General features: G+C 59.9%; 15 protein-coding genes and 1 pseudogene. 5 read left to right on the top strand and 11 right to left on the bottom strand.

From position 1 onward, the window contains the following. Window position 1: 1 nt before the first annotated feature. From METLW3_RS0120910 to METLW3_RS0120900, 3 genes are read right to left on the bottom strand one after another with little or no spacing between them, the layout of a single operon-like run. The gene (locus METLW3_RS0120910; protein ID WP_024881742.1) at window positions 2-886 is read right to left on the bottom strand and encodes an HlyD family secretion protein; all 885 of its coding nucleotides are present in this window, start codon (window positions 884-886) and stop codon (window positions 2-4) included. After that, the gene (locus METLW3_RS0120905; protein WP_024881741.1) at window positions 883-1,092 is read right to left on the bottom strand and encodes a DUF1656 domain-containing protein; all 210 of its coding nucleotides are present in this window, start codon (window positions 1,090-1,092) and stop codon (window positions 883-885) included. Before METLW3_RS0120905 ends, METLW3_RS0120910 begins: the two co-directional genes overlap by 4 nt. After that, complete coding sequence (locus METLW3_RS0120900; protein ID WP_024881740.1) at window positions 1,089-3,086, bottom strand: FUSC family protein; 1,998 nt, start codon at window positions 3,084-3,086, stop codon at window positions 1,089-1,091. The genes METLW3_RS0120905 and METLW3_RS0120900 overlap by 4 nt, the downstream gene beginning before the upstream one ends. A 122-nt stretch (window positions 3,087-3,208) precedes the next feature. On the opposite strand from METLW3_RS0120900, the gene METLW3_RS0120895 reads away from it, so the two are divergent. Then, entirely contained in the window at window positions 3,209-3,859 is a 651-nt protein-coding gene (locus METLW3_RS0120895; protein ID WP_245267467.1) for a TetR/AcrR family transcriptional regulator, read from the top strand. Window positions 3,860-4,199: 340 nt separating this feature from the next. After that, complete coding sequence (locus METLW3_RS0120885) at window positions 4,200-6,098, top strand: methanol/ethanol family PQQ-dependent dehydrogenase (protein ID WP_024881738.1); 1,899 nt, start codon at window positions 4,200-4,202, stop codon at window positions 6,096-6,098. 302 nt (window positions 6,099-6,400) lie between these two features. Here METLW3_RS0120885 and METLW3_RS0120880 read toward each other — a convergent pair whose 3' ends face one another. Both METLW3_RS0120880 and METLW3_RS29160 read right to left on the bottom strand, forming a co-directional pair. Continuing rightward, the gene (locus METLW3_RS0120880; RefSeq protein ID WP_024881737.1) at window positions 6,401-6,682 is read right to left on the bottom strand and encodes a hypothetical protein; all 282 of its coding nucleotides are present in this window, start codon (window positions 6,680-6,682) and stop codon (window positions 6,401-6,403) included. A 301-nt stretch (window positions 6,683-6,983) separates the two neighbouring features. Further along, on the bottom strand, window positions 6,984-7,802 hold the full coding sequence (locus METLW3_RS29160; RefSeq protein ID WP_245267466.1) for a hypothetical protein: 819 nt from the start codon (window positions 7,800-7,802) through the stop codon (window positions 6,984-6,986). Between METLW3_RS29160 and METLW3_RS26070 the strand changes: the two genes are divergently transcribed. Next, window positions 7,764-10,430 carry a CheR family methyltransferase gene (locus tag METLW3_RS26070; protein WP_245267465.1) on the top strand — a complete coding sequence of 889 codons (2,667 nt, stop codon included), beginning with the start codon at window positions 7,764-7,766 and terminating at the stop codon, window positions 10,428-10,430. The genes METLW3_RS29160 and METLW3_RS26070 overlap by 39 nt on opposite strands. A 224-nt stretch (window positions 10,431-10,654) precedes the next feature. Here the strand turns inward: METLW3_RS26070 and METLW3_RS28410 are convergent, their stop codons facing one another. The 5 genes from METLW3_RS28410 to METLW3_RS0120845 all read right to left on the bottom strand — a co-directional run bounded on the left by METLW3_RS28410 (window position 10,655) and on the right by METLW3_RS0120845 (window position 19,430). Further along, window positions 10,655-11,974 carry a HAMP domain-containing sensor histidine kinase gene (locus METLW3_RS28410; protein WP_024881734.1) on the bottom strand — a complete coding sequence of 440 codons (1,320 nt, stop codon included), beginning with the start codon at window positions 11,972-11,974 and terminating at the stop codon, window positions 10,655-10,657. A 31-nt stretch (window positions 11,975-12,005) separates the two neighbouring features. Then, on the bottom strand, window positions 12,006-12,722 hold the full coding sequence (locus METLW3_RS0120860) for a response regulator transcription factor (RefSeq protein WP_024881733.1): 717 nt from the start codon (window positions 12,720-12,722) through the stop codon (window positions 12,006-12,008). 807 nt (window positions 12,723-13,529) lie between these two features. Next, entirely contained in the window at window positions 13,530-15,041 is a 1,512-nt protein-coding gene (locus tag METLW3_RS0120855) for an efflux transporter outer membrane subunit (protein WP_198022815.1), read from the bottom strand. Window positions 15,042-15,064: 23 nt separating this feature from the next. Then, the gene (locus METLW3_RS0120850; protein WP_051592391.1) at window positions 15,065-16,213 is read right to left on the bottom strand and encodes an efflux RND transporter periplasmic adaptor subunit; all 1,149 of its coding nucleotides are present in this window, start codon (window positions 16,211-16,213) and stop codon (window positions 15,065-15,067) included. Between the two features lie 70 nt (window positions 16,214-16,283). Further along, window positions 16,284-19,430: an efflux RND transporter permease subunit gene (locus METLW3_RS0120845; RefSeq protein WP_024881730.1), complete on the bottom strand. Its 3,147-nt coding sequence runs from the start codon at window positions 19,428-19,430 to the stop codon at window positions 16,284-16,286. Between the two features lie 575 nt (window positions 19,431-20,005). Between METLW3_RS0120845 and METLW3_RS0120840 the strand changes: the two genes are divergently transcribed. Both METLW3_RS0120840 and METLW3_RS29155 read left to right on the top strand, forming a co-directional pair. Further along, a complete protein-coding gene (locus tag METLW3_RS0120840) occupies window positions 20,006-21,097 on the top strand; it encodes a tetratricopeptide repeat protein (RefSeq protein WP_064032266.1) in 1,092 nt (363 codons plus the stop codon). Between the two features lie 87 nt (window positions 21,098-21,184). Beyond that, window positions 21,185-21,343, top strand: a pseudogene (locus METLW3_RS29155) (IS110 family transposase); the annotation flags it as partial. A gap of 555 nt (window positions 21,344-21,898) precedes the next feature. Here the strand turns inward: METLW3_RS29155 and METLW3_RS0120830 are convergent. Beyond that, window positions 21,899-23,236, bottom strand: coding sequence for a hypothetical protein (locus tag METLW3_RS0120830; protein ID WP_134188215.1), 1,338 nt, complete (start codon window positions 23,234-23,236; stop codon window positions 21,899-21,901). Window positions 23,237-24,185: the final 949 nt, after the last annotated feature.

Below are 24,185 nucleotides of genomic sequence, written 5' to 3'. Positions count from 1 at the left end.
GTCATGGCTTCTTCGCGCCGATAACGACAGTCGCCGTGCGCCCGGCGATCATAGCCACGTCGCCGGCAGCCGGATCGAGCGCGATGCGCACAGGTATGCGCTGCGCGAGCCGCACCCAGCTGAATGTCGGATTGACATTCGGCAGCATCGTCGTTCCGGCGCTACGCTCGCGATCCTCTATGCCGCCCGCTATTCCTTCGACGCGTCCGAAAATTGTCTTCGTCTCGCCCATCAAATGAATCTCGGCGCGGTCGCCGACATGAATCATCGGCAGCTTCGTCTCCTCGAAATAGCCGTCGACATACAGGCTCTCGGCGTCGATCAGCGCCGCGACGCCCTTGCCCGCCGTCACATAGACGCCGGGCCTCAGGTCGAAATTCGTCAAAGGCCCGCTGACGGAAGCGCGCACCTCCGATCGATCGAGGTTCAATCTGGCGACATCGCGGTCGGCCGCCGCCTGCCGCAACGCCGCTTGGGCCTGCGCCTGCGCGGATATCGCCGCGTCGAGCTGCTGCTTGGAGACCGCGATCGTCTTCGTCGCCTCGAGAGCGCGATAACGCGCCAGATCCTTCGTCGCGACGTCGAGCGCGGCGGTGCGTCCCTCGAGAATCGCCTCGGCCTGTCGCAGCGCGAGAACGAAGCGCTCCCGATCGATGCGGAACAGCGCCTCGCCCTTGCGTACGAATTGATCGTCGTGAACGAGCACCTCGCTGACGAGCCCCGACACATCGGCGGCGACGGCGACGACATCGGCGCGCACGCGCCCGTCCCTGGTCCAGGGCTCCGCTTCGTAATATTCCCAAAGGCGCCAGACGACGAAGGCCGCCACCAGGGCGAGCGCTAATGTCGTCGCGATGCGAAGGAAGGTGAGCAGCTTCGTTTTCACAGACGTTCCGGGGATAAGAGAAGAACGCAAGCGCCGAGCAGACAGACGAACATGGCGAAATTGAACAATGCCGGGTGCCAGACGAAGCGGTAGAAGCCGATGGTTTCGAGCGCTCGCTCGATCACGACCTCCAGAACGAAAGCGACGAGCGCAAAGGCGAGCAGCGACGATACGAACACGCCGAAGATGCTGATTTCCGCATTCATGCGACTTTCGCCTCCAACAAGGACTGGTCGGGCGGGGGCTCTGCGGCGAAGAGACAGCGCCGCAGGCCGACCAGAGCGAGCAGCAGGCGCGCGTCGCCGGCGTTTCGCGCCATCGCCATCGCGCGGTCGATCGCATGCAGAGCGGCCCGAGACGGCGCCGGCGCACCGATCTGGAAAGAGCGGGTGAGATGCTTCAACAACGCGTCGATCCGTCTTCGGCGAGAGCCGACCAGCGTGTTTCGCGATCGGCGCGCATCGAGAATATTCAGCCCGGTTCTCAAATCGCGCAGCGCGTCCGGCAGTTTGCCTTCGACCGCATGGGCGATGGGCGCGAGCAGAAACAGACGATCGAGCATCAAGCCCATGAGGCGCACGTCGTTTCCCGCGCGCGGATCGGCCGCCTGAACGAGCGCGTCCCGGTTGGCGCGCGCATAGCGGCGCGCACGCCATTGCGCGCCGGCGCGGCGGATCAAGGCCGTCGTGACCGCCGTCAGCGCCATGCCGGCGGACATTGCGAGACTCGTATTCACGAAATTCTCGGCGTCCGCGGAATAGAGCTCCTGCACGGCCATGGCCGTCGGCGTGACGATGGCCAGCGGCAAGCCGATGCGAAAGGTCTGCGGCGAGGCGATGAGCAAGCCGAAGGCGAGGTAGACGGGAGCGAGCGCCAGCGCCAGCGTCTCGAAATTGTGAATGCGCGGCAATATGACAAAAAGGTAGACGCCGGCGATCGTCGTGGCGACGATGGTCCATTTGGCGAAGCCGGCGATCGACGGAGTGGGATCGTCCTGAGATGCGTAGAGGCTTCCGACGATCGCTCCCATCATGGCTGCGACCGAGCCCTCCGGCCACGCCGTGGCGATCCAGAATAGGCAGCAGGCGAAAATCGCGCAGCCGAGCGCGAAGGCCGCGTGCAGGGCGGCGCCATGGTCGAGATGGCGGACGCGCGCCACGCGCGATTCGACCGTGAGGCGCAAGGGCGCTGGCTGAACCGACCCGTCGGCGAGGGCTTTCGTCAGCTCGCCGCAGTCGAACAAAATATCGAGCAGCTCGCCGATACGCTGGCAGAGGCTCGCCTCGATGAGCGCGCGCCAGTCGGCGTCCGCGCTCGCGGCGGCAGCCGACTCGAGGTCGCGCCGAAGCTCGGCAGTCGTCTTCTCCGAATCTTCGGCCCCGACGACCACGGCGCGCGCGCGCTCGACGAGCGCGCCAACGCGTTCCGAGGCGCCGCCGAGGTCGGCGAGCGCGGCGAGGCGATCGGAGATCGCCGACAGAACGGGAAACAGCATGAGCATGCGTGGCGTGATGCGACGGATGCGGTCGAGCGATCGGCGTTCGACCGCAGGATCGAAGGAGAGATGGGCGGCGAGCGTCTCGATCTCCGCCACATCGGTCACGAGGCGTAACCAATGCGCGTCGTTCGGCGCGCTCGTTTGCGGATCGAGCGCGTCGCTGGCGGCGTCGCGTCCATGCCGCAGCGAGATATCGAGCCTTTCGGCGACGACGGCGCCGACGGAGCGCGGGAAGACGAGGCTCGACACGAGCGAAGCGCAAGCGATGCCGACGAGGATTTCTTCGGTTCGCGACAGAGCGAGATCGAAGACCGTCGACGGCGCGTCGACGGCCGGAAATCCGACGATCGCCGCTGTATAGCCGGCGAGCATGAAAACATAGCCGCGCGGCGTGCGGTCGAGCAGCGCGAGATAGAGGCAAAATCCCGACCAGATCGACATGGCGAGCGCCAGCACGAGCGGGGCGTCGACCAGATTGGGAACCATCAGAACCGCGCCCGCCGCGCCGATCAATGTGCCAGCGGCCCGATAGACGGCCTTCGACATCGTCGCGCCGGCGAGCGGCTGCGAGGCGATATAGACCGACGCCAACGCCCAATAGGGCCGCGGCAGATCGAGCCAGAAGCTGACGGCGAGGGCCAACATCGCGGCGACGAATGTCTTGACCGAGAACAGCCAATGGCTCGAGCCGAAAAAAGTCATCAAGGGGTTCCGGAAGCGTCGGCGACCGCAGCGAAGCGCTTGCGTCTGGCCGGGGTTTCGATAAAAATGACCACTTGGTCATTTTATGTCAAGCCATGATCCGGCGGAAAGACACGAGAAGAATGGCGAAGCGACCGACAAAGCCCACGAAGAGCGTGGAGCCGCGGCGGGCCGGTAGAGGGCCGAGCCCGGAGAAGACCGCGCAGACGCGCCGCGTCATCATCGACGCCGCGCTCGGGGAGTTTCTCGAGAATGGCTACGCCGACACGACGATGGACGGCGTCGCAAGACGCGCGGGCGTCGCCAAGGGTACGTCCTATCGATACTTTCCGGCCAAAGAGGCGCTGTTCGAAGCGGTGGTGCGGGAGAAGATCGCAGGAGCGTTGATCGACGCCGACCCCGCCAATCGCCGCCCCGACGAGCCGGTGTCGACATTCATACGGCGCACCATGCTCGTGTCGATACGCGAGATCGAGCGCAATGGTCGCGCCGCCATCGCGCGACTCGTGCTCGTCGAAGGCGCGCGCTTTCCGGAGATGACGGAGATCTACCGCCGCGCGATGTTCGAGCCGCTCTTGAAGCAGATCCGCGATTTGGCCGCGACCGCGCGAGCCAGAGGAGAGCTGCGCCGTCCCGAGCTCGAAGACTATCCTCATCTGCTCATCGCGCCGATCTGGTTCGCGATCATTCACAATGGTCTGCTCGATCGCGCCCACCCTCTGGACATCGGCGATTTGTTCGAAGCGCATCTCGATCTCGTGTTCGACGCGTGAAGCCAGCTCCGCTGGCGTCGGCGGATTTGCATCGAGCGCCCGACTTTTGCCCACTCTCGTCATTTTGGAATCGTTTCACGCCGAGCATAGGGCGCCGAGCGCCGCTCGATGACGGACGACAGCCGCAGCTGTCGCAAATTTGCGACAATCGGAAGCGCGTCCCTTGTTCGTGATCTGGCGCGCCACGCCCATTCGATGAATATCGATCTTCGAGCGGCGTTGCATGCGACCGCTGCATGAGCGCGCGGCGGATGGCGCACGGCTTCCCGGGCTCGGCGCCGTCCGCCGCGCATGAAGGGCAAACGAGAAAATAGCCGGCTGCGGAGGAAATGAAATGCAGATGAGGAAACTTCGACTGTCGATTTCGATCGGCGCGCTTGCGCTCGCGGCGAGCGGCGCCTTTGCGGACACGCTGCTCGACCTGCAGAAGGACGCGCGCCAATGGGTGTCGCCGACAGGCGATTACGCCAATCTTCGGCATTCGGCGTTGAAGCAGATCACCACGGCGAATGTGCATAAGCTCGCAGTCGACTGGCAATTCTCGACCGGCGTCTTGCGCGGACACGAGGGCGCTCCGCTGGTCATTCACGATGTGACGATTCCCGCCGTCATCGAGAAAGACGGCAAGACGACGAAAGCAGCCTATGTCACCGACGTGATGTATCTGCACACGCCGTTTCCCAACAATGTCTATGCGCTCGATTTGAGAGATCCAGAGCACAAGGTGCTCTGGAAATACGCGCCACAGCAGGATGCTTCCGTCGTTCCTGTGATGTGCTGCGACACGGTCAATCGTGGACTCGCCTATGGCGACGGCAAGATCTTCCTCGCCCAAGCCGACACGACTCTCGTCGCGCTCGACGCAGCGACGGGCGCGTCTTCCGGCGAGGGCAAGGACAAGCCGATCTGGTCCGTCAAATTCGGCGATCCGTCGAAGGGCGAGACCTCCACGGCCGCGCCGCATGTGTTCAAGAACAAGGTGCTCGTCGGCAACGCCGGCGGCGAATATGGCGTGCGCGGCCATATCTCCGCCTATGATGTGAAGACCGGCGCGCTATTGTGGCGCGGCTATTCGACCGGGCCGGACGACGACACGTTGATCGACCCCGAGAAGACAACGCATCTCGGCAAGCCGGTGGGCAAGGACTCCGGGATCAACACTTGGCAAGGCGATCAGTGGAAGCTCGGCGGCGGCACGACATGGGGCTGGTACAGCTACGACCCAGAGCTCAATCTCGTCTATTACGGCTCCGGCAATCCCTCGACATGGAATCCCCTTCAGCGCCCTGGCGACAATCGCTGGTCCATGACTTTGTGGGCGCGTGATCTCGACACGGGCAAGGCAAGATGGGTCTATCAGACGACGCCGCACGACCAATGGGATTATGACGCGGTCAACGAGCTGCTGCTCGTCGATCAAGAGATCGACGGAAAAAAGCGCAAGACGGCCGTTCATTTCGACCGCAACGGCTTCGGCTACACGCTCGATCGCGTCAGTGGCGAATTGCTCGTCGCCGCGAAATTCGATCCCGCCGTCAATTGGGCCACGAAGATCGATCTCGACAAAACGTCGAAGACCTATGGCCGTCCGATCCTCGACGAGCGCTTCTCGACCGAGGCGCATGGCGAGGACGAGACGACGCGCGGCGCCTGTCCGACGACGCTCGGCTCCAAGGACGAGCAGCCAGCGAGCTACGACCCGAATACGGGCCTCTTCCTCGTGCCGACCAATCACGTCTGCATGGATTTCGAACCGTTCCGGGTCAGCTATTCGGCCGGACAGCCCTATGTCGGCGCCACCGTCGAGATGTTCCCCGCCGATCGCGACAAGGGTGAGACGCATACGGGCAATTTCATCGCCTGGGACGCCAAGACCGGCAAGATCGTGTGGGCGAACAAGGAGCAGTTCTCCGTCTGGTCGGGCGCGGTCACGACGGATGGCGGCGTGACCTTCTACGGCACGCTCGAGGGCTATCTGAAGGCCGTCGACACGAAGACGGGCAAGGAGCTGTTTCGGCGCAAGACGCCTTCCGGCATCATCGGCAATGTGATCACCTATGAGGTCGGCGGAAAGCAATATGTCGCCGTGCTTTCGGGCGTCGGCGGCTGGGCCGGCATCGGCCTCGCGGCGGGACTGACGAAGAGCAGCGACGGTCTCGGCGCCGTGGGCAATTATCGTAGTCTGTCGAACTATACGGCGCTCGGCGGCGTGCTCACAGTGTTCACCCTGCCGGAATGAGCGCCTGCGCGCGGCGCGCCTTCTCGATGGCGCGCCGCGTGCGTCGGCGGACCCCACCGACGCTTGTCCCGAGTTCACGCTGGAGGCGTCGACTCGCGTGAAGAACCCGTAATCGCAGGCTTTCCAAGCTGAAGGCGTATTGGCGCAAGAGCGCCGAGCGAACCGTCGCCGTTCTGATGCGGCCCTCGAAACCTGCGCCGACATCTTCAAACCTTCATAATGCGCAAACTCTTTCGCCGCTTACGAATTTGATCCGCCTCGATCGGAGCCCACGCTAGGCGCTCGTGTGTCCCACCAAGGCATCATGTCTTTGGACGCAAGCTGATATTAGAAAGCTGCTGCACGTCCTCCACACTCAGTGTCCACTTCTCGGTCTGATTGGTCAATTCGTCGAATGTTCGATGTAGCTCATTCTTCGCGACCTGAACCATTTCAGTATCGTCAAATTCTTTCATCTCGAGAAGAATCGGGATTTGGAAAACCAAAGGCTCGCGCTCGACCTCGAATGTTATCTGAACACGGTCTCCTTTCTCATTCGGCGCCGCGGCCTCGATGCGCGCTACCTTGATCTTGAACTCGCCCATATCATCTCCCTCATAACCGCTTCGCGGTCCAATTTCTCTCCGCATGATTGCATCGACGACGCGTATATTTCATCTCGCTATCGCTAAAGCTCGATCGTATTTCCGATGGACCTTTTCGACAGCCTGCCGGCAAGACCCGCCTGCAGTACGTAGGGCGGTGAGACTGGATCGGCGCCATCCGGTCAACGTGAGCGGTGACGTTTCTTGGTTCTTTCGACGCCGTCGACGATATTCATCGAGGGCTTCGCTCGAGCGGAGCGGCTGAGGTCGGCGGCGTTCTTGTTTACCCTGCGGGCGCGTCTCATGCCGCCGCTGCCGCTGACGAAGGAACGCCGTCAGCCGCTCCTCCTCGTGAAATATGATATATTCGCCCGTGAAATAGGCTGCTCGGCATTGCTACGTTACTGATCAGCGTGACATCGAACGCCTCGAAGCGCATATAGAGCCGAGGCGAAAGGCGCTGCCGATGAACCCGGACATATCGTTTCCAGTCGTAGGCGTCGGCGCTTCCGCGGGCGGCATCCAAGCGCTGGAGAGTCTGTTCCGCACCATGCCCGCCAATCCAGGCATGAGCTTCGTCGTCATCATGCATTTGGCTCCGGATCGGAAGAGCCTGCTCACGGATATTTTGGGGCACCATGCCAAAATGAGCGTCGAGGTCGCTCGCGACGGTCAGCGCCTCGAGAAGGATAAGATATATGTTATTCCGCCGGCGACGGTCCTGACGATCGCCTCCGGGCGGCTTCGGCTGATAGCGACCGACCCAGCCCATCACGAGCGATCGCCTATCGACGTATTCTTCAGCGCGCTCGCTCGCGACCGCGGCGAAACCGCCATCGGGGTCGTCCTGTCGGGGAGCGGCAGCGACGGCGTTCTCGGCATCAAGGCGATCAAGGAGCACGGCGGCGTCACCATGGCGCAGGCGAGCGATGGGTCGGGTCCGGGATTTGCTGGAATGCCAGGCAGCGCCATCGCCAGCGGACTGGTCGATTTTGCGATTCCGGTCGATGCGATGGCGGAAAAGCTCGTCGAGATCATACGCGATCTCGACGAGCCGGACGATCTCGCCTCGGATCGGCGAATGAACGACGACAGCGGCGTCGTTCTCGAGGCGCGCCAAGCCATCTATTCGATCCTGCGTGATTCTGCGGGGCACGACTTCAGCGGCTACAAGACCAAGACATTCATGCGCCGGGTCCGTCGCCGCATGCATATCCAGCAATGCGAACAGATCGCCGACTATGTGGAGCGCCTGCGCGAGGCTCCCGAAGAGGCGACGGCGCTCTTTCGCGACCTCCTGATCAATGTCACGAGCTTTTTTCGCGATTCGGACGCATTCGACGCGCTCCGAGAAAGCGCCGTTCCGCGGCTGTTCGAGGGAAAAGGAGCGGCCGACACGGTGCGGGTCTGGGTTCCGGGTTGTTCCACCGGCGAAGAAGTCTATTCGATCGCGATCACTCTTCGCGAGCATATGGACGGATTGAGAGTCGCCCCGCGCGTGACCATTTTCGCGACCGATATCGATGACGCGGCTCTGACGATCGCGCGCGCCGCCCGCTATCCCCTTGCGCTGATGGACGGGGTCTCGGACCAGAGACGCAAACGCTTTTTTACCGCCGAGTCCGGCAGCTATGTCGTCGTCAAGGCGGTTCGCGACCTCTGCGTCTTCTCTCCGCACAGCATTCTGCGCGATCCGCCTTTCTCGCACATGGACCTGGTGTCCTGTCGCAATCTGCTCATCTATCTCGGCGCGGATGTGCAGAGGGAAGTGATTCCCATCTTTCACTATTCCCTCCGAGCCAGCGGGATTCTTTTTCTCGGTATGTCCGAGAGCGTCGGCCAATTCTCCGACCTCTTTGCACCGATCGACAAGAAGCATTGCCTGTTCGAGGCGCGCGATCCCGGCCGGCGCGTGCGCATGCCGCATTTCATGGCTGGCTTGCGCGCTATCTCCTACCCGGCTCCTGCGTCCGGCAAGACCAGCGCCGGATCCGCATCACAATTGCGGCGCAGCGTGGAGGCGCGCGTCGCCGAAGGATTCGCGCCTCCGCATGTCGTCGTGACCGAGGACGGCGACATCGTTCATTTTTCCGCCCGAACGGGCAAATATCTCGAAGCGGCGCCCGGAGCGCCCGATCGTCAGATCTTCGCGATGGCGCGCAAAGGTCTGCGCCTCGATTTGCGCAGCGTGCTGCGCGAGGCGATCGAGACACGCCGGACAGCGACGCGTCAAAACGTAAAAGTAGAAGCCGATAACGACCACACGGAACTCGTCTCGCTGACTGCCGAGCCCCTGCTGGACCGGGAGGGCGGCAAGGCGCTTTTCTTGATTTTGTTCCAAGCGAGAGAACCATCGACAGCGGACACGATGTCGACCTCTCCGACCGAGCCGGCAGGCGACGCGATGCGGCTCGAAGGCGAGCTGTTCGAGACCCGCGAACGGCTTCAGGCGACGATCGAGGAATATGAGACGGCTCTCGAGGAATTGAAATCAGCGAATGAAGAGCTGATCTCGATGAATGAGGAGACGCAGTCTACCAATGAGGAGCTCGAATCCTCGAAGGAAGAGCTGCAATCGCTCAACGAGGAGATGAGGACCGTCAACCATGAGCTGGAAAGCAAGATCGACGATCTGGACCGAGCCAACAGCGATCTGAGGAACGTGTTCGCGAGCACTCGCATCGCGACGATCTTCATGGATCGTAATCTCGTCATCCGGACCTTCACGCCTGCGGCGTCTCAAATCTTCAACATCATCCCTTCGGACGCCGGGCGACCGCTCACCGACCTCGCGGCGAAGCTCGACTACCCCGAATTGACCGCCGACCTTCTCGAGGTGCTGGAAAGCGGGACCTCGATCGAGCGGCGCGTGCACAAGAACGACGTCGATGCGCCCTATTATCTCGCCCGCCTCACCACTTATCGTGGAGGCTCTCAACAAATCGACGGAGTCGTGGCGACCTTCATCGATGTGACCACCACGACGCGCTCCGAAGAGAAGGTGCAAAAACTGCAAGCAGACCGATTGATCTCCATGAAGGAAATGGGCACGGGCCTCGCCCATGAGATCAATCAGCCGCTCTCGGCGGCCGCGACCTATCTCCATGCGGCGCAGCGCTCGTTGAAAATACCGTCGGAGCGGCGCCCGGCGAGCATCGAAAGCATTTTGGGAAGCGCTGTCGAGCAGGTGATGTGGGCCGCGCAGGTGGTCGATCACTTGCGAGAATTCGTCTCCCGCGACGAGCCGAAGAAAACCTTCTCGAGCGTGCATAAGCTGATCGAGGAGGCCTATGAGCTCACCCTCCCGACTGCGAAACAGTCCGGAGTCCGTGGAACAATTCGTTTGAATGCGAAGGACGATCGCGCGCTCGTGGACAAGGTGCAGATCAAGCAGGTCCTGATCAATCTGATGCGGAACGCGATCGATGCGATGAGCGCGTCGGATAAGCGCGAGTTGACGATTTCGACGTCCTCGGTCGCGGGAGAAATGATCCGCATCGATGTCGCCGACACCGGTCCCGGCGTGCCGGACGAGATCAAGGTGAAGCTGTTCGAACCTTTCGTCACGACGAAGGCGCGCGGGATAGGCGTGGGATTGTCGATTTCACGCAACATCGTCGAAGCGCATTACGGAAAGATTTGGGCCGAAGCCAATCCGGAAGGTGGAGCGATCTTCAGCTTCACGCTGCCTCTGGAAAAGTCGGCTGTGGGCTCAGGCGACGAGGCTCGAAGCCCAACGCAGCCATGAGAAGCCGAACAAATCGATGCTCATCGACCGGCTGTCGCGAAGCCGTGCCGGCAATCGTGAATGTCGCATGTCCGCGCATCGGGACAGGGCCGAGTCTTTGCGGCCGTCATGCGCCGAGTCCGACGCTATGTTCCCGAGTGCGAAAAGCGATGGAACTGCGTCGCGCGCCAAGCGGAGGATCGTCGCGTGTCGACGAGACCTACTCTGTCGCGCTGATCGTTGCGCTATCGTGTTCTTCGGAACAGTTGGACCAGGAAAGCGCAGCCCCGGTCGGCGTCTTTGATTTCGACCTCGAACCCATGGAGCCGAATAATTGCGGCAACCAGAGTCAAGCCGAGTCCGCTGCCTGCGGCGTGTCTCGTCTCCCGAGATCTGTAAAATCTCTTGAAGACTTGGTTTCGTTGATTGGCCGGTATACCGGGGCCGGAGTCATGAATTTCGACGATCGGCCCCTGTAACGTGCTCATCACGCGGATTTCGACCATCCCTCGCTCTGGAGTGAATTTGACGGCATTGTCGATCAAATTCGCGAACGCCTCCAGCAACAAGTCCCGATCGCCGCGAGCAAATTCTTCCGTCTCATTCCGAACGACGAGCTCTATCGCCTTGCATTCGGCCGCAGGCTGGTAGAGCTCGACCAGCTCTTGCAACATTTCGGAAACGTCGAATTCGCTGAAGTGCGTATCGGTCGATCCAGCTTCGAAATGAGCCACACGAAGCAACGCCGTAGTCGCATTCAAGCTCTGATCCAGGTTGTTCAGCGCTTGCTCGATCCGGCCTTGCGCTTCGAGAGGCAAGACAAAATCGGACTGCACTTGCTCGAGGTGGGCTCGTACGCGGCCAAGCGGTGTTCTCAAGTCATGGGCGATATTATTGCCGACGTGTTCCAGCTCGTGCATCGCCGCCTCGAGCTGAGCGAGCATCTCGTTCACAGAATGCGCCAAGCTGTCCAATTCGTCGTTCGAATTGCTGATCGTCAAGCGCTCGTGCAAGGCGCCTCTTTTGATCTCGTCCAATTGCTGCTGGGCTGCTCTGAGCCGCCCACTCATCTTACGGCTGCTGAAGGCGCCGATCATCAAAGCGACGAGCGAGAACGGAAAAACGCCCTCCATAAAGACGCGCTTCACGGCCTCTTCGAGAACGGCGACCTCGGGCGTTTCTCGGCCGATCACGAGAATCCGCTGATCGGGAAGCCGCGTTCCAACGAAGAGGGTCTGTGTCGCAAAACCGCGTTTAGAGCGCACATTCGGGTCGAGTATGAGATGCGCCTTGCCATCTAAAAGCAGGCTCGATGGAATCTCGTGCAGATTCCCTTGCGCGTAAGACCCATCGCGTTCGAACAGGCCAGATACAGACAATCGATAGGCCTGATTATAGGCCTTGTCCTCTAGGCTCAGGTTCTTCTGTCCTTCGAGATACGCGGAAATTCCCAATGCCTGAAGCTCCAAAAGGGAGCGAAATCGTCCAACTTCCCAGGTCGATAAGTTCCAATACAGAAAGCCAAATAGCACGAATGTACCCATGACGTAAGCGATCACGGCCATGATCGCTCGGCGGAACGATGGCCAGGATATTTTAGCCGTGGTGGTCAAATATATGTCCCTGACCTCTGACATTGAGGAAAAATCGGCTGGTGCTTCCCCCTTCGATTTTGTGCCTCAGCTTGCTGATATGCTGGTCGACGACGTTGGTTTGCGGCACAAAGTGGAATTTCCATACATCCTTGAGCAGCATTTGCCGCGTCACCAGCCGGCCGGCGTTCGACATGAAATATTCGAGCAGTTGGAACTCGCGTGCCGACAGCTCTATCTTTTCGTCGCCGCGAAACGCCGTGCGTCGCAGCAAATCGAGCGTCAGCGGGCCGACTTGAAGCTTGGTGGCGCTGCTCTGCAACGGTCTTCGCAGCAGCGCATCGACCCTCGCTCCCAGCTCCTCGAGACTGAATGGCTTGATCAAATAGTCGTCTGCGCCAGCCTCGAGACCGAGAACTCGCTCGTCGACGGCGTCTAGCGCGCTGATAATGAGAACCGGAACGTTGAAATTTTGTCGGCGTAGCTCCTGAACGATGTTGATTCCATAGACTTCGGGCAAGATGCGATCGATGACGAGGATGTCGAAGCCTCCCTCGCCGACCTTGGAGAGGCCTTCGCTTCCGTTGCAGATATGCAGGACCTCATATTGTCGCTTTGCCAGCGCGTCGATAATAGCGCCCGCGAGCTCCTCGTCGTCTTCGACGAGCAGCACTTTGGCGCGCGGCGAGAAGCCTGGCTGCGAAGCTTTATCGACGCTCAACGCTTTTCGTCCCCTTCCACGATCACTGGCGCTCGCGGAGCCGCTTCCCAGACGTCGCATTGGCGCTGTCCCGGACGCTGTCGGGGGAAGACGGCTCGGCATTGCACTGGCGACATCGCTCTTTCGATGCCAAAGAATAAGCTACGTAACATGCGACATACCGCTACACAAACAAAATATCTAATCACATGTGCGCCCCGTCGCCGCGCATTGCGCGGCGAATGGCATGGTCAAAGCCAGGATATTGCTTAGACATGGCCGTAACCAATATTTACATAGATGATCGTATCGCGTCATTCTGGCGCTCCATGGCATGTCATATGCAACTCTATGCGTTTTCATACGTAGGCCTGTGTTGCGTTTACATATGAATGCCGAATATCGAGCGCACGCCAAATTGCGCCGAACCCGCAGATCAGCGGGCCTCGCCGTCGTAGCAGCCGTCACTTTCATGAGTTGCGCGCCAGAAGGCCCTGTTGCCCGGCTGGGCGTCCGGCGACGGCGCAGTGCGAATGCAGTGCCCGGCGTGCGCCCACCAGTCCTGCAGCTGATCTTTGCGATCGAGTGGGTTTATTCCTTGCTTCGGATGTCGCCAGTGGACACAATCTCCACAGGATAAGGCCGCGATTGGACGATCTGGGCTCCATTCGCCACATGCATCGTCTGCGTGGGTGCGCGGCCAATGCGCGACTTCGTCGCAGCTACTGCTCGTGCTCGGAGCGCGTCGGTGGCAGCTGCCACCGTCTCTCTCCATACGCCTCCAAAAAGCGCAGCTGTCGCAGCGCGGCTGCGAGCGTAACCGAGCCGTCATGGCTCGCCTCCCGTTTTCCCATTGCTGGACAGAGCGGCAGTCAGCGGATTGTCGAAATGCCGAAGGTCGGCGGACGACCAGCCGCCACCGAGCGAGAGCATCAGCGCAATCGCCGCCTGGAGCCTCTTCCCTTTGAGGCTCAGCAAAGCGTCTCGCGCATCCAGTGCCGCTGTCTGCGCTGTGATCACATCGAGATAATTGGTGGCGCCGTCTCGATAGAGGACGAGCGAGATGTCGAGAACTTTTTGAGTCGACGCCACGGCCGCGCCGATGCTTTTCTCTTGCTTGGCGAGCCAGCGCAAATTCGAGAGACTGTCCTCGACCTCTTGGAAGGCTCGCAGCACGGTCTCCCGGTACTCGGCGACGGCGTGAGCATGACTGGCCTTCGAAGCGTCCAACTCGGCGACGCGTGCGTCGCCGTCGAAAATCGGCAGGGTGATCGCCGGGCCAACCGACCAAACGCTGTTTTTGAAATTGAGCAGACTGAGGCCGGTGTCCTGCGTTCCGCCCGAAAGATTGATCGTCAGCCGCGGGAAAAACGCGGCCCTCGCCACACCGATCGTCGCATTCGCCGCCGCCACTCGTCGTTCGGCGGCGGCGACGTCGGGCCTGCGCTCGAGCAAGGTGAGCGGAACGGCCGAGGGAATCGTCGGCTGAGCATTGGATCGAGACGAAGGTCGAATCGAGAACGAAGATGCGGCTCTGCCGACGAGTGTCGCAATCGCGTGTTCATACATTGCCCGCTTCGCTTCGAGCTCGGCTCGACGAGCGCGCGCGACCTCGAGCTGCGCCATCGCCCGTGGCTCATCGGAAGGGGCGCCGACATTGCCTTTTACAAGCGTCTTCGTGAGATCGAGCGCCAACGCATAGCTTGCGACGACGTGATCATATAGGGCGATCTCGCTGTCGACGGTTCGCAGCGCCACGTAGTCGCGCGCTACTTCCGCCTGAAGGCTGAGACGGATCGTTTCGAGATCGGCCGCGCTCGCTTGCACTTGCGCTTCTCGCGATGCGATCGAATTTCTGACCCTTCCCCAAAGGTCGACCTCGTAGCTCGATTGCAGGCTCAGCAAATTGTTTCCGTAATGGGATGGCTGATCGAATGGCCGGCCATCGATCAGCGCCTGCTCGAGTCCTTGCGGCGACGCCACGCGATTGGAGTTTCGAAGCGGTCGATGCGCAGATTGCTTGTTCGACGAATAGCTGTTGCTGAAATCGATCGTCGGCATAAGCCCGGCTTCGGCTTTTGCCGCAAAGGCGCGTGACTGATCCAGTAAGGCGACAGACGCCGCCAAGCTCTGACTGCCGGTGTCGATTTGCGCTTCGATCTCGTTCAGCGTTCTGTCGTTCAGGACGCGCCACCAGGGTCCTCTCGACTGGTCGTCGCGCGGGCGTGCTTCGGCCCACGATTTGTTCTCCTTGAATTTTGCCGGCGTTTCCACGTCAGGAGGGGAATAGTCCGGTGCGAAGCTGCAGCCAGAAAGGGCAACGGTCAGAAAGGACAGCATCGGCAGCAGCCCAGAACGAACATTCATTTTCTCCGCTCTCCGCGGACCGACGACGCTTCCTGGCCGTCGACCGTCGGCTGCGAAATCTCGACGACATCGCCGTCTCTCAGCAATTCGGACGGATAGTCGATGATCTTATCCGTCGCCTTGACGCCGGACGTCACCAGAACCTCGGTCCCCAGATCTCGATCCACAAAAAGTTTCTTGAACGAAACTTTGTTGCCCGTCCCGATCGTGGCTACCCGCAGCTCGTTGCGCCGGAACAGCAGAGCGGTCGCGGGAATTCGGATGACGTTGGGGTCTTCAGGAATCTGAAAATGAACCTCGGTAAACGAGCCGGGCAATAGCGCGCCATTGCTATTGTCCACGAGCAGCTGAACGAGCAGCGTCCGCGAGCTTCCGGCGATTGCGTCGGAGGTGGCGACCACGGAAGCGTCGAACTTCCGGTCGGGATATTGTGAAAGCGTCAAGGTCGCCGTCATCCCTTGCTTGATACGGTTCGCGAAAGATTGCGGAACGCGCACATAGACGCGCATCTGATGAATGTCGGCGATGTCGAAGAGCTCGATCGGGTTTCCCGGGCCGACCAATACGCCCACGTCGATTTTTCGCGCCGTCACAATGCCGGAGAATGGGGCTGTGATCGAGGTGAAGCCTTTCAGCGCCTTCAGCCGATCCATATTCGCGCGAGCGGAAGCGACATCGGCCAATCTCGTGTCGACTTCCCCTCCCTTTTCGTCAACGCTCTGTTGCGACACCGCGGCGGAAGCGCGTAGCGCGGCCCATCGCTTCGATGTCAATTTGGCAAGCCGCGCTTGCGCCTCCGTTTTTTCCAACTCGCTTTTCGCCTGCTCATATTGCTGATCCAGCTCCGGAGCGTCGATCGTCGCGAGGACCGCGTCCGCCTTCACGCGAGCGCCGATGTCGTAGTTCCAGCTTTTCAAATAGCCGCTCACCCGCGCGCGAATTTGCGCCTCGTTGAACGCCTTGACTTCTCCGGGCAGGATCAACGCTTGCCCGCCACTCGCCGCCTTGATCGTAGCCAGTTGCACCGAAGGCGCAGCCTGCCTCTGCGTCCAATCCGCCAGTCGCGCTTCTTCGCGCCAGCGCAGAGCTATGCCGCATGCGCCCAACGCCACCGCCATCAGCGCGCCGAGGATCGGCCACAGCATGCGTCGTCCCATGGTCATCGGCGCGGTTGCCGAGACATGTGTAGGCCGATCCGATATCCATATGGGTTCATTACTCATCCGATGTCCTCGAGCCGCGTGTTTCAGAGTGGATAAGCGAAAAAACGACAGGAACGAGGACAAGCGTCGCGACCGTCGACCACATGAGTCCTCCGATCACCGCGCGTCCGAGAGGCGCATTTTGCTCGGCGCTGAGCGCCATGGGCGCCATGCCAATCATCATCGCGAGCGACGTCATCAAGACCGGTCTGAAGCGGGAAAATCCGGCGTCCACCGCTGCCGTCAACGCTTCGGCCCCTTCCGCCAAGCGGCCGCGGGCGAAGCTCACCACCAGAATGCTGTTCGCCGTGGCGACGCCCATGCACATGATCGCCCCGGTCAAGGCCGGAACAGACAACGTCGTAAAGCTCAGGAACAGGACCCAGACGATCCCCGCCAATGCTGTGGGAAGCGCGCACACTATGACGAAGGCGTCGAGCCAAGACTGAAAATTTACGACGATCAGAAGGTAGATGAGCACGATAGCGAGAGCGAGCCCGCTATAGAGCTGCGCATAGGTCGCCGTCATGGTCGAGACCTGTCCGCGCAACGCGACAGTCGAGCCCGCGGGACGTTGCGCCGCCATCTCGTCGAGAATTTTCTGGACGTCGTCCGCGACCGCTCCCAAATCGCGTCGGTGAACACTAGCGTAGATGTCGATCGCTTGCTGAACATTATAGTGCGAGACGACCGCCGCGCTCTGCCCGCGGGAGATGTCGGCCACGCCTTGCAAGATTTGCGGGCCTTTGGAGGACGACATCGGCGTCGTCCGCAGCGCATCCATGCTATTCAGCCACATCTGTGGCGTCTGCGCGACGATAGGATAAGAAACGCCATTCTTCGGATTGAGCCAAAACGTCGGCGCCGTTTGCACGCTTCCCGCTAAGTTCACCTGCAGAGTCACCGCGATATCACGTTCCGTCAGTCCGACGTCGAAGGCGGCTGGCCGGTCGACATCGACGTTGAGAGTGGGCGTGTTGAAGGCTTGCTGAATGCGCGCGTCCGCGATGCCAGGAATTTTGGCGATCCTGCGAAACAGCTGTTCCGCGTACGCGCGGTTGGCGTCGACATTGGTCCCGCTGATCTGCACATCGATGGGCGCCGGCAATCCGAAGTTGAGAATCTGCGTCACGATGTCTGCCGGGAGAAAAGCGAAAGAAACCCCCGGGAAAAGTCTCGGAAGCCGTTCTCGGAGGAGCTCGGCGTAATGTTCTGTTTCCTGCTCTTGGCCCTCGCGGAGCGTGATCATGACGTCCGTGTCTGCAGCGCCGATCGTTCCGGAGTTGCCGTACGCGAGATTGATGCCGCTGATCGGCAGTCCGACGTTGTCGACAATCGACTCGAGCGCGGAAGGTGGAATGAATTGGCGGATCGCCCCCTCGACTCTGTCGCAGATTTTCGTCGTCTCTTCTATCCGAGCGCCGGTCGGCGCCCGAAGATGCAGCTTCAGCTGCCCGGCCTGAACGGTGGGAAAAAAATTACGTCCGAGGACTGGCGTCAGAACGAAAGAGGAAAGGACCACCGCCATGAAGGCGGTGACGAAGGCGCGTGGCCGCAACAGAGCTGAATCGAGAAATCGCTTGTATTGCGCCCGAACCGCTTCGAAGCGGCGCTCGAAAGCTTGCTGGACACGCGCGAGCGGATTGGCCGATCGCGAGGCTCGTTCGTGATGGTTGACCGGGGTTGAGAGCAGGTAGTGCGCGAGAGTCGAGACGAGCGTCCGCGAAAGGACGTAAGAAGCGAGCAGCGCAAAGAGGACCGCTTCCGCCATCGGCCTGAAGAGGTAGCCGGCGACGCCGCCGAGGCCGAACATAGGAAGAAACACAATGCAGATGCATAGCAGAGAGACGGTCGCCGGGATAATGATCTGGCGAGCTCCGTCCATGATCGCATCCTCGATCGCTTTGCCTTGCTCGAGATGCGCATTGATGTTTTCGATGGTGACAGTCGCATCATCGACGAGAATTCCGACCGCCAGCGCCAATCCACCGAGCGTCATGACATTGATCGTTTCGCCGACGAGCGAAAGCGCGACAATGGAGGACAGGATCGCCAGCGGAATCGAAGTGATGATGATGATGGTCGAACGCCAGCTACCCAGAAACAGCAAGATCATAAGCCCCGTCAGCGTGGCCGCCATCAGACCTTCGGTAATGACGCTCGAGACAGCGGAGTTGACGAATGTAGACTGGTCGCCGACGGCGACGAGCTGGATTTCTGACGGCAACCCTTCGCGAATCTTCGGCAGCAAGGAATTCACGCCATTGATGACGTCCAATGTCGAAGCCGAGCCGGACTTTTGGATGGCCAAGAGGACCGCCGCTCCGCCATCGACGCGAACGACGTTCGTCTGCGGAGGGCTTCCGTCGTGGACAAACGCGACATCTCTTACGAAGACAATTGCGCCATCGGCCGCCTTGATAGGGAGATCGTTGAGCTCCTCGATCTGCCGAGGAGCGTCGTTCAACGACACGACATATTCATAGACTCCGATTTTTTGGGTGCCGACGGGCAATATCAGATTCTGGCGCGCTATCGCGTCGACGACGTCCTGCGCCGACAGCCCGTAGGATTGCAGCTTACGTGGATCGATATCCGCCAGAACTTGGCGAACCTTTCCGCCATAGGGAGAGGGAACGGCGGCTCCGGCCACGGTCGCGAGCTGCGGCCGAATGAAGTTTTGCGCATAATCGAACAATTGTGTCTCGGACAAAGTTCGACTCGATAGCGCGAGCTGGATGACCGGAACGCTAGAAGCGTTGAACGTCAGCACGTAGGGGGGCGTAATTCCGGCCGGAAGAAACTTCAGGACAGTCTGCGACGCCGCCGTCACCTGCGACAGAGCCGTGTCGATTCTCGCGGTGGGCTGGAAGTAGACTTTGACGATGCCGTATCCCGCTAGAGACTGCGACTCGATATGCTGAATGTCGTTGACCTGAGCGCTCAGCGCGCGCTCGTAGAAATATATGATACGACCGGACATGTCTTCAGGCGGCAGGCCATTATAGGTCCACACCACGCTGATCACGGGAATGCCGATGTTCGGAAAGATGTCGGTCGGCGTGGACCTCCATGCCTTCACGCCGAAGATCAATATGAGAAGAGCGGCGACGACGAATGTGTATGGACGTTGTAGGGCGACGCGAACGATACCGAGCATAGCAGCTTGCATACCGGGCGGAACTCCGATGATGGATCGTAATGATGGCGGAGCCACACGGCCCGTTGAGGTGAGGCCTCTGTGAGGATTTGCGGTTCATTCGCAACGCCAGTTCGAGACCCGACAGCAAAAGGAAAAGCGCTCTTTTCCCGTGGGTGAATGTCGGCCCAAAGCAGCCAGGCTGCAAGCAATCAAATATAAAAAAGAAATTAGAGATCAGAGAATTGAGAGCGATCGGCAGAGCGGCCCGACTAAATTTTTTTTTAATAACCCGCAGCGAGGGGGTTTGCTAGGAAAGCATATGCCTAGACAGAGCCGAATACGACCTGTTTTGGCGGCGGCGCGCGTCGGGGGAGCGAGTGACGCCAGAGTGCGCGAGCAGTCGAGCTGCGGCTTGTGCTGAACAGCGTGTCCGACGCGACCCCTCTTGTAGGCGTCGGCTTTCGGAAGGAAACGTCGGCCGGCTCAGAAGGTCTAGGTCCGTCGAAACGGGTGACGGAGCATAGCGGTAGATCGCTATTTCCCTCGCCAATGCGCGATGCGGCCTCTGCCGTCAGGGACGATCTACGCTCACAATGCCTGATGGGGTCATCATGAGTTCCGATATTCGCTCGAAATTCGCCTATACGCCGGATCATTCGAAGATAGATGCGGAAGGGCCGATGAGCGCGCCAAATCCGAACAGCGTCGAACGGCTTTTTATCGGCGCCAAGAAGCTCATGGATCAGGCGGCGCGCGCTTTCGAGCGGCAAGACTACGCGCGCTCGAAAGTGTTGCTCCTCGACGCTCTCGGCGACTGCGAGGCGTCGAAGCAATCTGGTCATCGCGATAAAGTAGATATTCTGCTCCGTCTGGCGTTGACCGAAGGCAAGCAAGGAGATTTGGACGAAAGCAGAGAAAGCCTCCGACGCGCGCTCGTAGTCTTCGAGGAGAACGCAGGGACGGACAAAGTCGAAGTGGCCGAGCGCTTTGCTGAAGCGGCCATCGTGTTGCACTCATTGAATGAGCGCGTCGATGCGAAGATCTATAGCAAACGCGCATTGGCGATTTTCAACGAGCTGCTGGACGAACAGCACCCCGAGGTTCTCGCCTGCCTCGACGGGTGTGTCATTATTCACGTTTTATGTGGGAACCATAAAGAAGCGGCGAAGCTGCTCGAGCGCGCATTGGCATACCGCGAGCAGGCTGTAAATGTGACGCGAAAGGACATAGCGGCGTTCCTCGATCAGTTCACGGATCTCTTCCATACGCATGGTGGCGGCGGCGAGGTCGAACCGTTTTTGCGAAAGGCGCTGTCGATCCGTGAGACATTGCTCGGTCCCGAGCATCTGCATACGTTGATGACCTTGAACAAGCTCGGATTGGCGCTGTTCGAAAAGGGAGCTTACACGGACGCTATGCTGATATTGGAGCGCGTCTATGCGACCTGCGAAAAGACGATGGGGTCCGCGCATCCGGACACGGCGACGTGCTTGAGCAATATCGGCGATCTGCTCTGCGCGACAGGCCATCTTGCGGAAGCGCAGCTTTGGTTCGAGCAAGCAATCAGCGTGCTCGAAAGGGTTCTGGAGGTCGAGCAATCGACCCGCAAGCGGATGCCACGAAATTTGAAAAGGCTTAATAAGAGCGCGGATCAAGAAGAATATTCGGGTCAAGAAGGTCATTGAAGCTCGGATCGTCGAGCAGACGAACGACGATGTAGCTCACCCATGCTTCAATGACGCCGGACGTCATTTCTTTTCATGTCGATCCATGAAATCGCATGGAAAGCGCAGGTCCGCTTGTGCCCACAATATCGCCGAATGCTGCTGGCGTGCGGCAAGAAGGCGATCACCGCCATCGCGCGCGAGCTCGTCGGCTTTCATTATGGGCGATCCACGCAACAAGTCGAACCGAAGACCAGTGACGCGTAACGCGCACACAACGACATCGAGGCAGCGGCCAGGGCTTCGGCGCCGTTCAAGGAATCCTCCGCCGAAATTATGAGCGGCGCGACCGAACTCCGCGTGTCAGACCGAGGCTCCCCTACGACGAAGGCTTCCGTAAATGCGGCGTCCAACCTGCCAATGAGAAACGGTTGGACCGTCGAAATCACGCGGGCGTAACGTGTCTGCCTCGCCGAACATGTTCGCCCTCGCCTCATAGGAGACGGGGTGGATCGCAGATAGCGCTTGAAACGGTCATAAGAATTTTGACGCCCGATTGACAGCGCGGTCGCCAATTAGGCGTTGAGCAGCGCGTGCCGGCGATGAAATGGCCGGGGATAAGACTGGCGGCGAGGAACAGGCTTTCAATCAGCGTTTGGGAAAGCGGAGGAGAGTTTCAGCCGCCCGGTCGTGACCGGGCGGCGTTGGTTCGTCGATCGCGCCGCGTGCTCAAACCGAGGCCCCTTTGCCTATGTGTGAACGTGACGTTTTTATTGCTTTGCATGAGAGGCAGGGGCTCTGGGCGAGCGAGGACGCGGGCTCTCAGTTGAACGGCATGTAGCGGAGGCTCAGGAAGATCATATTCTCAGTCGCCTTGGGCGCGCCTCCGACGCCGATGAACGAGTCCTTGATCGTGTAGGAATATTGGGCGCCGACGCGAACTTTTCCGCCCGGGCCGTCATAGAAATTATGCCAAACGCCGCCTGTCAGCTGGCGTAGCGATTTGGTCTGTCCGACGCAGGAGCCGATGAGCCCGTAGGGACCACCGGTGTAAGAGCCCTCGACGCTACAGCCGCTGTTCACAAAGCCGGGATTTCCGTAGCCGAACGAATAGACTCCGCCCGCGAGATACGCCGTTTTCGGCAGGCTGACGGTCGAATATTGGGCGCCGGCGAATTCACCGCCCGCAAAGGCGTAGACATCTGTTTTCGGAGTCGGATGGACCGTCACGCCGACGAGCAGCTGACGCTCGTGAATGGGTTGCGGCGCGCCCGTCCAGTCGAAAGTGGCGTCCGCGATCGAGGCCGAGCCGTAACGCCCGTTGGCGCGTCCCGTGATGCCGGACAATTGGAAATCGACCAATTTCGGAATCACCGGAACCGTCACGCCGATGAAGCCGCTGCCCGCCCAAACATCGTGGTTGCCGCCGAAGGTGCGATCATTGAGGTTTCGCAACATGCCTCCGCCTTCGATGTGTATCTTACGATCGAATAGCGTCGGATCCCATGACGCTTTCGTCATCAGATCCGGAACATGGTTGAAGGTGACCGCATTGAGGCTGTTATAGAGCGACCCCCCGATCGGGTTTTGGGAATAGGCGCCGGGATAATATGTTCCCGGGAGCGTTTGCGACACGCCATTTGCGGGAATGGGCGCCACCGTGCCGGTAAAGTTCATGCCCGGCGCCGCGAAGTTCGTGTAAGCCGCCTCGGCGCCCACGGCGATTTGCAGATCATATGGGAGATCTTTGCTGATGCGCACGCCGGGCTGGCGGGACCATGTATAGCCGGGCAAATACTGATCGTCGATCACCGGCGGAACCAGAAATGCGTCGGGAGTTGTGCCGCGGGAGTTCAGCGATGCGAGAGAATACATCTGACCGGCGGAGACGTGGAGGCCGTAATCGGAACGGTCCAGGCTCGTGTAGAGCTCACGGAAGCGCAAATTGAACGAGTCGCTCTGCGTGAGATTCGCAGTTTGCGCCGCCGAGAGGAAGTCGGCCGCGAAATACAGTCTCGCGTGCGTTTCGTCGTCGAGATTGGCGTCGGTTTGCAAAGTGAAGCGGCTGCGGCGCGCCGTGAATCTGGTTTCGCCGTCATGGGAGGTCGGATTATTCGCGTAAGGGATGTTGCCGAAAGGCGTCGCGAGGTCTGCGCCCATAAATCGATCGCGATGCACCGCGCCGAATTCGAAAAAGCCTCCGGGCTTGAGAGTGACATTCTTGTAATGGAACACGTCGGGCCATAAGGCATCCGATTTCGCAGAACTCGCGTCGCTCTTTGTGACGCGCTCCACCTCGCGGTTCGTCCCTTTTCGATCTTTCGTTTGCGATTCGAGGCGATGCTCAAGGCGTCGGACTTGCGCCTTCAAGGCTTCCATCTCCGCTCTCATTTCGGTGTCGGAGGCGGAAGCCACAGAGTTCCACGAGGTGAACAATACCGCCAGCAGGACGGAGCGAGGATCTCTTGCGAGGCGCTGGCGAGCATTGCTGCTTCTCGAGTATTCGACTGTCATTGCCGTGTTGATGACTTTTTTCATCCGAGCACCTCCCGACTTAACCGGCACCGGACTAACGGCAAGCGAATGACGCTCCAATGAAGAAATATTAAATTATTTTTTAATAACGCTTGCGAAGCGCGTTGTGTAATACACTACTTAATGTGGCGCCGGCTCATGGCCTTGTGAATCTATTGTGGCTGGAATCGTGGGCTATATGCTGTAACGCCGCGCTCTAATTGTCGCAGTTATAACTAGACACAAGGCTACAATACATGGTTATGCTAGAAAATCGTGGGTGCGCTCGCGCAGAGGTCGACCGCGATACACGTAGCTTCCCGATTGTCAGCGTCGAGCGAGCGATCTTCGAGGGATCGTTATCGCAGACGCGACTGCAGGTAGGATGACGTTCAAATCTCTGTAGGTCGGTTGCTTCCACCGCGCACATACGCCATATCCCCAAATAGATATATAGTATCTATTTGGGGATATGGCGTATGTGCGCACTAATGTTCGTATTAATGCTTATATAGATATCGTATTGGCTAAAATAAAAGCGCAATGATGAAATATATATACCTGTTGTACATTTGCAACTGCATGTCACAAATCC

The sequence above is a fragment of the Methylosinus sp. LW3 genome (assembly GCF_000527115.1).
Classification (GTDB): Bacteria; Pseudomonadota; Alphaproteobacteria; order Rhizobiales; family Beijerinckiaceae; genus Methylosinus.
The sequence above is the reverse complement of the archived record's forward strand: the minus strand, read 5'-3'. Positions and strand labels throughout refer to the sequence as shown.